The 12907-nt window shown below is 64.4% G+C and carries 10 protein-coding genes and 1 pseudogene; all 11 read left to right on the top strand.

Going from position 1 to position 12907, the window contains the following annotated elements; all coding sequences use genetic code 11:
• Positions 1 to 26: 26 nt before the first annotated feature.
• Entirely contained in the window at positions 27 to 1007 is a 981-nt protein-coding gene (locus DEM25_RS07790) for an ABC transporter permease (RefSeq protein WP_109765524.1), read from the top strand.
• Complete coding sequence (locus DEM25_RS07785) at positions 1007 to 1924, top strand: ABC transporter permease (protein ID WP_109765526.1); 918 nt, start codon at positions 1007 to 1009, stop codon at positions 1922 to 1924. The genes DEM25_RS07790 and DEM25_RS07785 overlap by 1 nt, the downstream gene beginning before the upstream one ends.
• Complete coding sequence (locus DEM25_RS18290) at positions 1921 to 3741, top strand: dipeptide ABC transporter ATP-binding protein (protein WP_109765528.1); 1821 nt, start codon at positions 1921 to 1923, stop codon at positions 3739 to 3741. The genes DEM25_RS07785 and DEM25_RS18290 overlap by 4 nt, the downstream gene beginning before the upstream one ends.
• Complete coding sequence (locus DEM25_RS07775) at positions 3738 to 5048, top strand: Zn-dependent hydrolase (protein WP_109765530.1); 1311 nt, start codon at positions 3738 to 3740, stop codon at positions 5046 to 5048. The genes DEM25_RS18290 and DEM25_RS07775 overlap by 4 nt, the downstream gene beginning before the upstream one ends.
• Positions 5045 to 6007 carry a phosphotransferase family protein gene (locus DEM25_RS07770; RefSeq protein WP_109765532.1) on the top strand — a complete coding sequence of 321 codons (963 nt, stop codon included), beginning with the start codon at positions 5045 to 5047 and terminating at the stop codon, positions 6005 to 6007. The genes DEM25_RS07775 and DEM25_RS07770 overlap by 4 nt, the downstream gene beginning before the upstream one ends.
• Positions 6008 to 6032: 25 nt before the next feature.
• On the top strand, positions 6033 to 6974 hold the full coding sequence (locus DEM25_RS07765) for a choline kinase family protein (RefSeq protein ID WP_109765534.1): 942 nt from the start codon (positions 6033 to 6035) through the stop codon (positions 6972 to 6974).
• A gap of 112 nt (positions 6975 to 7086) precedes the next feature.
• Positions 7087 to 7917 carry an N-formylglutamate amidohydrolase gene (locus DEM25_RS07760; protein WP_245412793.1) on the top strand — a complete coding sequence of 277 codons (831 nt, stop codon included), beginning with the start codon at positions 7087 to 7089 and terminating at the stop codon, positions 7915 to 7917.
• Between the two features lie 137 nt (positions 7918 to 8054).
• Positions 8055 to 9419: a glutamine synthetase family protein gene (locus DEM25_RS07755; RefSeq protein WP_109765777.1), complete on the top strand. Its 1365-nt coding sequence runs from the start codon at positions 8055 to 8057 to the stop codon at positions 9417 to 9419.
• A gap of 54 nt (positions 9420 to 9473) precedes the next feature.
• Complete coding sequence (locus tag DEM25_RS07750) at positions 9474 to 10850, top strand: aldehyde dehydrogenase family protein (protein WP_109765538.1); 1377 nt, start codon at positions 9474 to 9476, stop codon at positions 10848 to 10850.
• 4 nt (positions 10851 to 10854) lie between these two features.
• The gene (locus DEM25_RS07745; RefSeq protein ID WP_109765540.1) at positions 10855 to 12000 is read left to right on the top strand and encodes an iron-containing alcohol dehydrogenase; all 1146 of its coding nucleotides are present in this window, start codon (positions 10855 to 10857) and stop codon (positions 11998 to 12000) included.
• A 340-nt stretch (positions 12001 to 12340) separates the two neighbouring features.
• A pseudogene (locus DEM25_RS07740) lies at positions 12341 to 12745 on the top strand (transposase); the annotation flags it as partial.
• Between the last annotated feature and the right edge of the window lie 162 nt (positions 12746 to 12907).

The raw sequence follows: 12907 nt of genomic DNA, 5'->3' as shown, positions 1-12907 counted from the left end.
ATTGCCAACGCCACGGAGTCGCGTCTTTGTTTCTATTGGGCTTTCTGACCCGGCGCCTGGCGCAGGGAGCGGTCATCGTCCTGCTGGTGACCTTCCTGATTTTCACGCTTCTGCGCGTGATCCCGGGCGACCCGGTGCGGCTCATGGTCGGCGGCATGGCGCCCGACACGCTCGTCGAGCAAATTGCCGAGGAGATGGGGTTGCGCGACCCCATCCCCGTGCAGTTCGCCCGCTATATGTCAGGCGTGGTTCAAGGCGATCTGGGGCAGTCCTTCGTGCGCCCGGCCAGCGGCGCGGCGGTTGGCGGCGCAGCGTTCGATGACGCGACCCGCGGCGAACGCGCACAGGTCTTGACGCTGATCGCGGAAACCGCGCCCTACACGATCCAACTGGCTCTTTTGGCCATGGCGCTGGCGCTCCTGGTGGCCGTCCCCATCGGGGTCTTTGCCGGCCTCAGTCCGGGGCGATGGCCGGATCGCGTGGCGCTTTATCTGGGATCGGTCTTCGTCTCGGTTCCCAACTTCTGGCTGGGCATTGTTCTGGCGCTGGTCTTCTCGGTGCAGCTCGGATGGCTGCCGGCCATCGGCTACGAGAATTTCGCCTATACGATCCTGCCCGCCATCGTGCTCGCCGTGGAGATCGCGCCGTTCATCATACGCACGCTCTCGGTCTCGGTCGCACAGGTCATGCGCGAAAGCTACATTGGCGCGGCGGCGGTGCGCGGGCTCGGTCAGACGCGGATCATCATGGCCCATGCGCTCAAGAACGCTTCGGTGCCGCTGCTGAACCTTCTCGGCGTCCAATTCAGCCTTCTTTTGGGCGGTGTCCTGGTGGTCGAGTTCATCTTTGACTATCCGGGGCTGGGCCTGCTGACGATCAATGCCGTCCTGCAACGCGATTTCCCGCTCATCCAGGGCATCGCCATCGTCACCAGCGTGGCGTTCGTGATGATCAACATCTTTGTCGACCTGCTGGCAACGATGATCGATCCGAGGCTCGAATACTGATGACAGACCAGACCACCTCGCTCGCTGCCGTCACGACGCCGGATGTCGAAAACAGCGTCTCGCAGCGCATCCTTTCGGGCGCCTGGAGCTCGGCGGAGTTCCGGATCGGCTTCTTCGTCTTCGTGTTCATGGTTCTGATCGCGCTGTTCTATCCGCTGTTCAGTTCCATTGACCCGATCGCGATGGATGTGCGCGCACGGATGACGCCGCCCCTGTTCCTGGGCGAAGGGTGGAGTTGGCGCCACCCGCTGGGCACCGACCAGCTGGGCCGCGACATGTTGATGCGCTGCCTTGTGGGCCTGCGCTATTCCCTGCTGATCGGTCTGGCGACGGTGCTGCTGATGCTGGCAGTTGGCTGTATGGTCGGCCTGTTCGCCGGCTATCGCGGCGGACTGACCGACACGGTTCTGATGCGCATCACCGACGCGCAGCTTTCGATCCCCATGATCATTCTTGCCATCGCCATTCTGGGAGTCGCACGGCCGACGATCCCGGCGATCATCCTGGTGCTGGGGCTGTCCGGCTGGCCGGTTTATGCCCGGGTGATGCGCAGCGTCATCCTCGCCGAGCGAAACAAGGAGTATGTGCGCGGCGCCACCGTGCTCGGCGCGTCGGATCTGCGCATCATGTTCCTGCTGCTGCTGCCGATCTGTCTGCCGCCCATCGTCTTCGTCGCGGTGCTCGACGTCGCACGGATGATGATCTTCGAGGCGGTTCTCGGCTTTCTGGGTCTTGGCGTTCAGCCGCCCACGCCGACCTTCGGCAACATCATCGCCGACGGCCGCAAATATCTGGTCAACGCGTGGTGGATCGCGACCATGCCGGGCATCTTCCTGCTCGTCACGCTTTTGAGCCTCAATCTGATGGGAGCGGCACTCGAGCGGGCGCGCAACCGCATCTACGGAGGTCTGGAATGACCGAAACACCGCTTCTGGACGTCCGTGGACTGACGGTGGAGGCTGGCCGAGCCGAGGCCGCTCCTCGAATTCTTGATGATGTGTCCTTCAGCCTTCAGGCCAAACGCATTCTCGGTGTCATCGGTCCCGGCGGTTCCGGCAAGACCACGCTGGCGCACGCGCTCGTCAACTGGCTGCGCCCGCCGCTCGAGGTGACCTCCGGCGAAATCCGGTTTCGCGGCGAGGACATCTTGGCGATGCCGTCCGATCGCTCGGCCCGACTGCGCGGCAAGACGATTGCCTATGTGGGCGGCGACCCGCAGGGCGCAATGAACCCGACAATGCATGTCGGCGAGCAGATCGTCGAGAAACTGCGCGCGGTCGAACCTGGCGTGTCCTACAAGGAAGCCAGGGAGCGCGCCGTCGCGCTTTTGGGCGCCGTGCGCATTCCGTCGCCCGAGCAGCGCTTCGGCGAATATCCTTTCCAATATTCGGGAGGCATGATGCAGCGTGCGATGATCGTCGATGCGCTGATCGCCAATCCGGAGCTCTTGATCGCCGACAGCATCACGCAGCCGCTCGACGTGACCGTTGGCGCGCAGATCCTCAAACTCATGCGCGAACTGTCCGAACGCTTCGACACCGCGATCCTGTTCATCAGCGCATCATTGCCGACCGTTGCGGACGTGGCCGACGAGATTCTGGTGCTGGAGGGCGGCCGCGTGGCCGAATTCGCGGCGGTCGACGACGTGATCTCCCGTCCGCGCCACGCAGCCACCCGGAAACTGATCGATGAACTGCCGAAGCTGTGGCACCGCGACGGCATGACGACCGCTGCCGCAACCGACAAGGCGCAAACCGTGCTCTCGGTGCAAAATGTCAGCCGCGTCTACCCGATCAAGAGCAAGTCGGGTCTGGGCAAGCCGAAGCTGCTGCAGGCGGTGCGGGATGTCAGCTTCGACATTCATGCGGGCGAGAATTTCGGTGTGGTGGGCGAGTCCGGTTGCGGCAAGTCCACGCTCATGCGCCTTCTGACGGCGCTCGAAAAGCCTGACACCGGCCATATCGTCTTCGATGGTGAGGACATATTCGGCCGCGGGCGTGCCGGCACACGGCGCTTTCGGCGCGAGGTGCAACTTGTCCTTCAGGACCCTTTCGGTTCCCTGCCGCCGCAGAGTTCAATCGGTGAGATCATTTCCGAGCCGCTGGTGATCCATAACGAGGGCGACCGCCGGCAGCGCCGCACCCGCGCGCTCGACATGATGGGCGAAGTCGGCCTCGACAGGTCGCTCTACGAATCGCTGCCCACCAGACTGACAGCCGGCCAGCGCCAGCGCGTGAACGTGGCGCGTGCGATGATACTCGAACCGCGCCTGATGATAATGGACGAGACGCTGTCTGCGCTCGACCAGACCGAGCAGAGCCGGCTGATCGATCTGTTCGAGCGGCTGCAGGCACAGCATGGCTTCACCTATCTGTTCATCTCACACGACATCGCGCTGGTGCGGCGCGTGTGCGCGCGCATCGCCGTGATGTATCTGGGCGAAGTGGTCGAGCTCGCCGCCAACGAGCGCCTGTTCTTCAATCCCGGTCACCCCTACTCCAAGGCGCTGTTGAGCGCGGCACCGACGCTGGAAGACCGCCGATACCGCCCGGAAGACTGCCTGCTGGAGGGCGAACCGCCCAGTCCCATCGACCTGCCGCCGGGCTGCGCATTCGCTTCACGCTGCCCCTCGGCCTTTGACCGCTGCCGCAAGATCAACCCCCAGCCTGTCTATCGCGGCGACCATGACCGCGCCGCATGCCATCTGCTTCAACCGGAACCCGTCGCCTCATGACCCAAACGCTTGCCAATGACCGCCTTGCCGTCGACCGCCCCTGGCTCGATGCCATGATGGAAGAGGTTTCCGCATTCGGGGCCACCGGCGAACCGGGCGCGCTCAACCGCATGGCCGCCACCACCGAGCATGGAAAGGCGCGCGACTGGCTGTGTTCGCTGATGGAACGCCGCGGGTACGAGGTGCGTGTCGATCCGGTCGGCAACGTGTTCGGCGTGCTCGAAACGGCCGGTCCGGACGCGCCGCTGGTCCTGGTCGGCTCGCATCTGGACAGCCAGCCCAATGGCGGGCGTTTCGACGGCGCCTATGGCGTCGTCGCCGCCCTTGCCGCCATCGAAGCGGTACGCGCCCATCTCGACGCGCGCGGCGAAGCGCCCGGCTGCAATTTCGCGGTGGTCGACTGGACCAATGAAGAGGGGGCGCGCTTCCAGCCCAGCCTTCTGGGTTCGGGCGTCTATGCGGGGGAACTCGATCTTGATTTCGCGCTCGCCCGCGAGGACGGCGACGGCGTCTCGGTGGGAGCGGAACTGGCCCGCATCGGCTATGCCGGCACCGATGCCGCGCCCAGGGCCGATTGCTACATCGAGTTCCATGTCGAAGGCGATACGGCGCTCGAGCAAAGCGGGCGCCATATCGGCCCGTTCGAACGCTATTGGGGCGCGCTGAAGGTGCGGGCCGCCATGCTGGGTGAGCGCGCCCATACCGGGCCGACCGTCATGGCCGAACGCAAGGACGCCGGTCTCGGCGCTGCCTACGTGATGGCCGGACTGCGGGCCATGTCGGACAAGCGCGACGGGGCGCTCTACACGTCGGTGGGCCGCCTGGTGGTCGAACCCAATTCGCCCAACATGGTGCCCGAGCGCGCCACCATGTTCATCGAGCTGCGCGCGCCCGAACAGCCCATGCTCGAAGAGGCCGAAGCGGAGTTGATGGTGCTCCTCGAGGAAAGCGCGGCACGCGCGAGCGTCGGCCACGAGGTGATTTCGATCGACCGCCGTCAGGCGGGCCGGTTCGACCCGCGTCTTGTGGCACTGTGCGAAGCCGAAGCGGCGGCACAGGGGCTCGAGACGATGCGCCTGGAAACGATCGGCGGCCACGACGCGGTGCCACTAAGCCGGTATTGTCCGGGCATCGTGATCGCCGTGCCGAGTGTTGGCGGCATCCTGCATCATCCGGACGAATACACGACGCCAGAGGATTGCGAGCGCGGCGCGAACGTGCTGGCTGCGATGCTGTGGCGGCTGCACGAAGCCGAAGGGGATCTCGACGCTGCAACCGCCCGGTCGGAAGGAAGGGGTGCCACATGACCGCATTGGGACGCGCAAGGACCGACGAGGAGGCGGCGGTCGAGGCGCTGATCGCGCAGGTGCCGCAATGGGCAACGTCTGCCTCCGCCTATGCGCAGCTGTGCCCCGATGTCGTATCGCCGATGCATCGCGGGGTGGCGGGCGCGCTTTGGCTGGTCGAGCCTGAGGGTGGTGCCGCCGGCGTGCTGAAAGTGCCTCGTCCGGACATGGACGGATTGTTCGATCGTGCTGCGGGTGCCACCGGCGCGCAACTCGCCGGCGAGACCGGCGCGGGGCCAGGCATCATCTGGGCCGATGCAGACGGCGGTGCCGTCGCGATGGAACATCTCGGAAAGGGCTGGCGCACCGCCAGTCTGGCCGACCTGCAGGAGGCGCGGGTGATGAAAGCGGCCCTGGACGCCGCACGCGCGTTTCAGGCCGGTGCCGCATTGCCCGTGCGTTTTGACGTCTTCGCCGAAATTCGCGCGCTTGAGGCCCGGCTCATAGCCGCCAATATTGCATTGCCCGCCGATGGCTGGTGGATGCTGGAACAGGGCAGCGCCATCGAGAAGGCGATCGCGGCCGCCGGCCATGATCTGGTTCCCTGTCGCAATGACGGGGTGTCGTCCAACATCATGATCGGGCCGGAAGGCGCGGTGAAGCTTCTCGACTATGACCGTGCCGGCATGAACGATCCGGCATACGATCTGGCCGTGCTCCTGACCGAAGTCTGCGCCTTTGCCAGCGAACGCGAACCCTATGTCGAGCACTGGGCCGGCCGGGCCGACACCGCGCTGCTCAACCGGACCGTGGTCTATGGCGCGGCCGACGATTTGATGTGGGCTCTCTGGGCGATGCTGAGCGCCGAAACCTCGCCGCGCGTGCATGTCGAATTCCGCAAATATGCCGAGTGGCGGCTTCTGCGCTGCCGGCAGGCAATGCTGCAGCCGCAGTTCGAAGAACGTCTGCGCAAACTCTGACCGGTTCGGAGGCAGGAGGCTTTTCATGACCGACAAGACGCCCGGCCAAGCTGCCAGCGAGGCGGAACACACGCTCGAAGCCGCGCTGGCGCGCGCCGCCCTGTTCCAGGGCAAGACGCTGAGCTACCGGCCCGTTGCGGGCGGCATCAGCAACCCCAATTTCCGCGTCACCACGGCGGAGGATGGCAAGCATTACTTCGTCAAGATACCGGGCGCCGGCACCGAGATGTTCATCGACCGGGCGGCCGCCTTTGACGCCAGCCGCAAGGCGGCCGCGCAAGGCGTGGGACCGCGCGTCTATGACGATCTTTACGAGGATGGAATCGAGATCAACGACTTCATGTCCGACCGGCGCTCCTGCACCAACACCGATTTCGGACAGCCCGGCCCGCGGCTGGCGGCGATTGAGGCCTATCGTGCCTTCCACGCGGTGGCGCCGCTATCCCTGACCAAGACTGTCTTCGACATGATCGAGGAGCACGATCGTCAGATCACCGAGCTCGGCGGCTGGCGCCCGCCGGACTATCCCTGGCTGATGGACCAGTACCGCATGGCGCGACGGGCGCTGGAGGCTTCCGGGCTTGATCTGGTGCCGTGCTTCAACGATCCCATGGCCGGCAACTTCATGATCGGTTCCGACGGCTCGATCATGCTGATCGACTACGAATATGCCTCCATGAACGATCGATGCTACGATTTCGGCATCTGGTTCGGCGAGATGTTCTTCTCCCGCGAGATCGAGATGGAGCTGCTCGAGGCCTATTTCGGTTCGGTGAGCGAACAGACCTATGCGCGCGTCATCGTCCACAAGGCGTTGGCGGACATCAAATGGGCCTTCTGGTCCTATGTGCAGCAGCGCGTTTCGCAGCTCGACTTCGATTTCTTCAAGTACGGCGCGTGGAAGCTGCTCCGCGGCCGCGCGATCATGCACGATCCGCGCTGGGTCGAACATCTTTCAAGGGTCTAGAAGAAATGGGGGCGACCGCCCTGCTGCACGGCGCTGCAATGCCCGAACCGGAATCCGTGCCATCATGATCGAAGCACACGACAGCGGCGAGCCGACGGATGACCGAGGCGTTTTGGCCGCCAATGGCGGCGCAAGGCCGACGGTGTCACCGTTCCTGGCCGATTTCGAGAGGCCGGCGGCACGGGTGTACAATGCCGGCGGGCGGGCGCCGATCGTCTTCGTTTGCGACCATGCGAGCCGCTTCATCCCCTCAGCTTTGGATGGCTTGGGGATCAGCGCGGACGTGGCGCGCTCGCATGCGGCTTGGGACATTGGCGCGTTCGATCTGGCGCTGGAGTTGAGCGCGGCTTTCGACGCGCCCCTTGTGGCCTCACGCATTTCGCGCCTCGTCTACGACTGCAACCGCCCGCCACATGCGCCCGATGCCATGCCTGCCCGCAGCGAGGTTTTCGATGTTCCGGGCAATCGTGACCTGAGTGAAGCAGACCGCGAGGCTCGCATACGCGCGGTTTACGAGCCCTTCCGTGATTGCCTGTCGGGCGCGCTCGATGCCCAAACGGACAAGCTGGCGGGCGCCCCGGTTGCGCTGGTCACGGTTCACAGCTTCACGCCGATCTATCACGGCGAGCCGCGGCGCGTAGAACTGGGGCTGTTGCATGACGCCGACCCTACCTTGGCTCGGGCAATGCTGACGGAAGCGGCCGGCACATTGACGCTGAACGCGCAGCTCAACGCGCCATATGACGCGTCCGACGGGGTCACGCATACGCTCAAGCGACATGCTATACCGCGTGGCCTGCCAAACGTGATGCTGGAATTGCGCAACGATCTGCTCGCCATGCCCGCGGGCGTTGCACGCACGGCGCACGGTCTTGCGCGGCCGCTTGCGCGCGGACTGGACAGGGTCGGAATCGGGTTGGCTGGACGTGCCGATGCGCGATAGCCGCCAAGACCAGGTACGGCCGACTCGATGCAGTCAGCATCGCCCTGTGTGCCGTTGCCTGGCATCGGCCGAGGCGGCGCGAAGACCGATGCCAAGCCAGGCCATTGGACGGGATATCAGCATGAGAGGGGATGGCAGTGAGCGGTAATCTGAGTTTCGAGGCACTGAAAGCCGAGGTCGCCGGCGGCACAATCGATACGGTGCTTGTTTGCCTGGTGGACATGCAGGGGCGGTTGATGGGCAAGCGCTTCCACGCGACCCATTTCGTCGAAAAGGCACATTCGGAGACCCATTGCTGCAATTACCTGCTGGCCACCGATCTGGAGATGGCGACGCCCGACGGATATGCCGCAACGAGCTGGCGTCAGGGCTATGGCGATTACATGATGCGCCCGGATCTGGCGACACTGCGTCGAGTGGACTGGCTCGAAGGAACGGCTTTGGTGCTGTGCGACGTGCTGGACCATCACGGCCACACACCGGTACCCCACGACCCTCGCACCATTCTCAAGACGCAGATCGAACGGGCAGAGGCGATGGGCTTTGTGCCGATGATGGCCACGGAGCTCGAATTCTTCCTGTTCGCCAAGAGCTATGACGATATCCGAAAATCCGGCTTTCGCGATCTGGAGCCGATCTCCGGCTACAATGAGGATTACCACATTCTTCAGACCACCAAGGAGGAGCCGGTGATGCGGCCGGTGCGCAATCATCTGGTCGCCTCCGGTATCCCGGTGGAAAACTCCAAGGGCGAGGCGGAGACCGGCCAGCAAGAGCTGAACATCCGGTATGCCGATGCGCTGAGCTGTGCCGATCACCACACCATCGCCAAACATGCCGTCAAGGAAATCGCCTGGATGCTTGGCCGGGCGGCCTCGTTCCTGCCCAAATGGCATCATGACAAGGTCGGCAGCGCCAGCCATGTGCACATGTCGCTGTGGCATGACGGCAAGCCGCTTTTCTTCGAGCAGGGCGCGCAGCACGGCATGTCGATGCCGATGCGCCAGTTCCTCGCCGGCCAGATCAAATATGCCGGCGACTGCACAGTGTTCCTCGCGCCTTACGTCAACAGCTACAAGCGCTTCGTGAAGGGCAGCTTTGCTCCGACCAAGACCGGCTGGTCCGTCGACAACCGCACGGCCGGCTTCCGTCTGTGTGGCGAAGACACGCCTGCCGTGCGCATCGAGTGCCGGATCGGCGGCTCCGATCTCAATCCCTACCTTGCCGAGGCGGCACTGCTTGCGGCCGGATTGCGCGGCATCGAGGAGGGGCTGGACCTTGGCCCGGCAACAAAGGGCGATCTCTACGAAGCGGGCGACGACGATCACATTCCGCGCACCCTGCGTCATGCGACCGAGGCTCTGCGCGGCTCGGCCATGTTGCGCACGGCCATGGGTGACGAGGTGATCGACCATTACGTGCGCTGCGCCGAATGGGAGCAGGAAGAGTTCGACCGGGTGGTGACCGATTGGGAGATCGCCCGCGGGTTCGAGCGGGCATGAGCGCTCCGGCGCTGATGCCGGAACTGCCACCTCCACACCATTGAGGGACCTAGCGTGTCAGCGACAGTAAGCCTGATTTCCCCGATCGACGGATCGGTCTATCTCGAGCGCCCGGTGATGGCGGCCGATCTTGCCCATGCGGCCGCTTCGCGCGCGCGCGCCGCCCAGCCGGCATGGGCCGCGCGCCCGCTCGACAAACGGATCGCGCTTGTGCTTGCGGCAGTTGCAGAGGTGGGCAAGACCACCGATCGCATGGCGGTGGAACTTGCGAACCAGATGGGCCGCCCGGTGCGCTACGGCGGCGAATTCGGCGGGTTTGCCGAGCGGGCCGGGAAGATGGCCGAACTGGCCGAAGAAGGGCTTGCGCCACTGGTCATTGAGGACAGCGACAGCTTCCTGCGCCAGATTCTGCGCGAGCCGCAAGGCGTGGTCTTCGTCGTTGCACCGTGGAACTACCCCTATATGACCGCAATCAACACGATTGCGCCCGCGCTGATCGCCGGCAACACCGTGGTGCTCAAGCACGCCGCCCAGACTCTTCTGGTCGGCGAGCGGCTTGCCGAGGCGTTTCATGCCGTTGGTGTGCCGGCCGACGTCTTCCAGAACCTCGTTCTCGACCATGACACGACGGCGCAGCTGATCGCGGCACGGGCCTTCGACGTCGTCAACTTCACCGGCTCGGTGGGCGGCGGCCGGGCCATGGAGCGGGCCGCGGCAGGCACGTTCACGCAGGTGGCAACGGAACTCGGCGGCAAGGATCCGGGCTATGTTCGCGCCGATGCCGATCTCGACGCGGCCGTGGACACGCTGATCGACGGGGCGATGTTCAATTCGGGCCAGTGCTGCTGCGGGATCGAACGGATCTACGTGCATGACAGCCTGTACGACGCCTTTGTCGACAAGGCTGTCGCGCTGGTGAAGGGTTACAGGCTTGGCAACCCGCTCGATGAGGAGACGACGATCGGCCCGATGGCGCATGTGCGCTTTGCCGCCGAGGCGCGGGCCCAGATCAGCGAGGCGGTTGCCGCTGGTGCCATGGCCCATATCGCGCCGTTTCCCGAGGATGACGGTGCCGCCTATCTGACCCCGCAGATCCTGACGGCAGTGACCCATGACATGCGCGTCATGCGCGATGAGACCTTCGGTCCCGTTGTCGGCATCATGGCCGTCAAGGACGATGCCGAGGCGATCCAACGCATCAATGACAGCGATTTCGGCCTGACCGTTTCGCTGTGGACGCGCGATGTGCAGGCAGCATTGGACATCGGCGCCAAGGTGCAGACCGGCACCGTCTTCATGAACCGTTGCGACTATCTGGACCCGGCGCTGTGCTGGACAGGCTGCAAGGACACCGGTCGCGGCACGGGCCTGTCGGTTCTGGCCTATCACGCATTGACACGCCCCAAATCCTACCATCTGAAGAAGGTCTGACCCGATGCAACTCAACGGTAACTGGTCCTATCCCACGACCATCCGCTTCGGCGCGGGCCGGATCGCTGAAATTGGCGAGGCGTGCCAGACGGCGGGGATCTCGCGGCCGCTTCTGGTGACCGACCGGGGGCTCGCCGAGCTCGACATCACGCATGCCACGCGCCAACACATGGCAGATGCCGGGCTTGGCGACGCGCTCTTTTCCGCCGTCGACCCCAATCCGACCGGCGAGAATCTCGATGAAGCGCTCGAAACCTATCGCGCGGGCGGGTTCGACGGCGTGGTGGCCTTTGGCGGCGGCTCCGGGCTCGATCTGGGCAAGGTGCTGGCGTTCATGGCGGGCCAGAGCCGACACGTCTGGGATTTCGAGGATGTCGGCGACTGGTGGACGCGTGCCGACCCGTGCGGCATCCATCCGATCGTGGCGGTTCCGACCACGGCGGGCACCGGCTCCGAGGTTGGCCGCGCCGGCGTGCTGACCAACACGGCCACCAGGGAAAAGAAGATCATCTTCCATCCCAAAATGCTGCCGGCCGTTGTGATCTGCGATCCCGAACTGACCGTCGGACTGCCGCCGCACGTGACCGCAGGCACCGGGCTCGATGCGTTCGCCCATTGTCTGGAGGCCTATTGTTCGCCGCACTACCATCCGATGAGCCAGGGCATCGCGCTCGAGGGCATGCGGCTGGTCAAGGACTATCTGCCGCGCGCCTATGCCGATGGCACCGATATCGAAGCGCGGAGCCACATGATGGCCGCCGCGGCCATGGGCGCGACCGCATTTCAGAAGGGTCTGGGCGCCATTCATGCGCTGAGCCACCCGATCGGCGCCCACCATCACACCCATCATGGAACGACGAACGCCGTGGTGATGCCGGCGGTGCTGCGCTTCAACTGTGAAGCGGTCGCTGAACCGCTTGCCCGCGCCGCGGCCTATATGGGCATTGCGGGCGGCTATGAGGGCTTCTGCGATTTCGTCTCGGCGCAAAACACCGCGTTGGGCATCCCGGCGACGCTCACCGAATTGGGCGTCACCGCCCCCGATCTCGACACGCTGACCGCCGCGGCGCTCGAAGATCCGAGCGTCGGCGGCAACCCGGTCAAGATGACAGCGGAAAACACCCGCAAGCTATTCGAAGAGTGCTTGTGAGACCGTCTGGCGGCGATCGTATCTCACGGTTGCTGAGCCCCCAATGGCTTGGACATGTCCGAATGTGAGCAACCGAACGTCGACAGAAGCACGATGCTCGGGCCCCGATTGAACGGCATGGCCTCGCGGAGAGCCGAGCGCGCCAATTGGCGAACCTTTGTCGGTCTGTCTTTCAGCGCCACCAACCGGATCGTGACGACGCTGTCCTGTGCAGGAAGTTGCGCGGATCGGCCGATGCGCGTGGCCGGCTCGCCTATTGGCGGCTTGGTATCCTGTTCGCCGGAAAAGGCGTTCGGGGGCCGTGTCGCCGGGTACCGATCAGAGCTAACGAAGCGTTCATCTTGGTGCGGCGTTGCGGAAACTTCGGAACGCGCCTTGCGTGTTTGACGGCCCGATCAATGGCGAATGCTTCCGGGCCTGGGTCGAACAGCATCTGGTGCCCACCCTTCATGCAGGTGACATCGTCGTTGTGGACAATCTGGGCAGTCACCAATCAAAGGCCGTCCGCGCGGCCATCAACGCCGCTGACGCGCGGCTGTCGTACCTGCCGCCATATTCGACGGACCTCAACCCGATGGAGCAGAGCTTCTCCAAGATCAAGCACTGGATGCGCACGGCACAAAAACGATCCGTTGAAGACACATGGCGTCATGTTGGCCGGTTGGTCCCAACCCTGTCACCGCACGAATGCGCCAACTGCTTCAAAACGCCGGATATGAACCAACCTGAACCAGACGTGCTCTAGACACCCCCGAAGCGGATGCAAGCCGCTCTGCCACAAAAGAAAAATGCCGGGGGGGGGGGACTAAGACTTGCTGAGTGTGCGGAATGACGTCTGCGAAGACACAAGCATAGAGGAAACACGCATGCCAAACTCCGTACCGCCGCAACTCAGAGCCGAAACCCA

Origin of the sequence: Oceaniradius stylonematis, from assembly GCF_003149475.2 — a bacterium.
In the GTDB taxonomy this organism is placed as follows: domain Bacteria; phylum Pseudomonadota; class Alphaproteobacteria; order Rhizobiales; family Rhizobiaceae; genus Roseitalea; species Roseitalea stylonematis.
This window is presented reverse-complemented; position numbering and strand designations above follow the sequence as displayed.

Excerpts from the sequence above, each read along its gene's own strand:
- DEM25_RS07770 (WP_109765532.1), top strand. The coding sequence starts at position 5,045 with ATGACCGCATTGGGACGCGCAAGGACCGACGAGGAGGCGGCGGTCGAG.
- DEM25_RS07785 (WP_109765526.1), top strand. The coding sequence starts at position 1,007 with ATGACAGACCAGACCACCTCGCTCGCTGCCGTCACGACGCCGGATGTC.
- DEM25_RS07765 (WP_109765534.1), top strand. The coding sequence starts at position 6,033 with ATGACCGACAAGACGCCCGGCCAAGCTGCCAGCGAGGCGGAACACACG.
- DEM25_RS07745 (WP_109765540.1), top strand. The coding sequence starts at position 10,855 with ATGCAACTCAACGGTAACTGGTCCTATCCCACGACCATCCGCTTCGGC.
- DEM25_RS18290 (WP_109765528.1), top strand. The coding sequence starts at position 1,921 with ATGACCGAAACACCGCTTCTGGACGTCCGTGGACTGACGGTGGAGGCT.
- DEM25_RS07775 (WP_109765530.1), top strand. The coding sequence starts at position 3,738 with ATGACCCAAACGCTTGCCAATGACCGCCTTGCCGTCGACCGCCCCTGG.